1 protein-coding gene is annotated in these 1075 nt (G+C 36.4%); it reads right to left on the reverse strand.

Annotated features, from left to right (window positions below):
• Positions 1–348: 348 nt before the first annotated feature.
• Positions 349–1047, reverse strand: a complete 699-nt coding sequence (gene rprY / locus HMPREF9944_RS12475) for a response regulator transcription factor RprY (protein ID WP_008566723.1) — start codon at positions 1045–1047, stop codon at positions 349–351.
• Positions 1048–1075 lie beyond the last annotated feature (28 nt).

Consider the following 1075-nt stretch of genomic DNA (forward strand, 5'->3'; position numbering starts at 1 on the left):
AATAATTATTATTAAAATAGTAATTACACTCCAAACAGCAGAGTTCAAGACTCTCTCTTTTGAAATGCGGTGCAAAAATACTGCTTTTTGATGATATAAACAAATATTTTCGTACTTTTGTGACAAACTTCGAAATATGAGAAGACAGAATTCTAATATGATTAAGAAAGCTGCCCACTATATGGGCCTACCTATTATATATATAGGTGTGATTATTTTATTGGTAACACATTTATTGGATATCGGTAAGCACAACTTGCCGCATCTAATAGGTTTGGCACTTATCATTATAGGTATTATAGGATACATCGTAAATGACAAGTGCCAAAACAACTATTAAAACATCTCTTACTCTTCCTCCGGAGTTATCAACTTATATCCTTTACCATGAATATTGATAATCTCAATCTGCGGATCATCTTTCAGATGTTTACGCAATTTCGTGATATAAACATCCATAGAACGAGCATTGAAATAGTTATCATCAATCCAAATTGTCTTCAAGGCAAAATCGCGTTGCAAGATTTCGTTTGCATGGGAGCATAACAAGGCAAGCAACTCATTCTCCTTAGTTGTCAACTTGGTCTGCTTCTCCCCTATCGACAACAACTGCTTCTGTGTATCAAAAGTAAACTCACCGATATGATAGAGTGTACTCTCCTTATTCTTCTTTCCTCGAACACGACGTAGGATTGCCTCAATACGGAATACAAGTTCCTCCATTGAGAAAGGCTTAGTGATATAGTCATCAGCACCAATCTTAAAACCCTCGAGAATATCGTCTTTCAACGTTTTTGCTGTCAGGAAAATAATTGGTATCTCGGCATTAGCCTGCCGGATTTCCTGTGCCAAAGTAAAGCCGTCTTTCTTTGGCATCATCACATCAAGCACGCAAATATCAAACTTATTCTTTAGGAACTCCCTATACCCCACTTCTCCATCAGGGCAAAGCGTTGCCGCAAAGCCTTTCGCCTGCAAATATTCACGAAGAAGCATACCTAAATTCTCATCATCTTCACACAAAAGGATTTTCAGTTTTTCTTCCATAATTTTTATTTTTAAAGTTAATATTCTA

This window comes from Segatella maculosa OT 289 (assembly GCF_000243015.1).
GTDB lineage: Bacteria > Bacteroidota > Bacteroidia > Bacteroidales > Bacteroidaceae > Prevotella > Prevotella maculosa.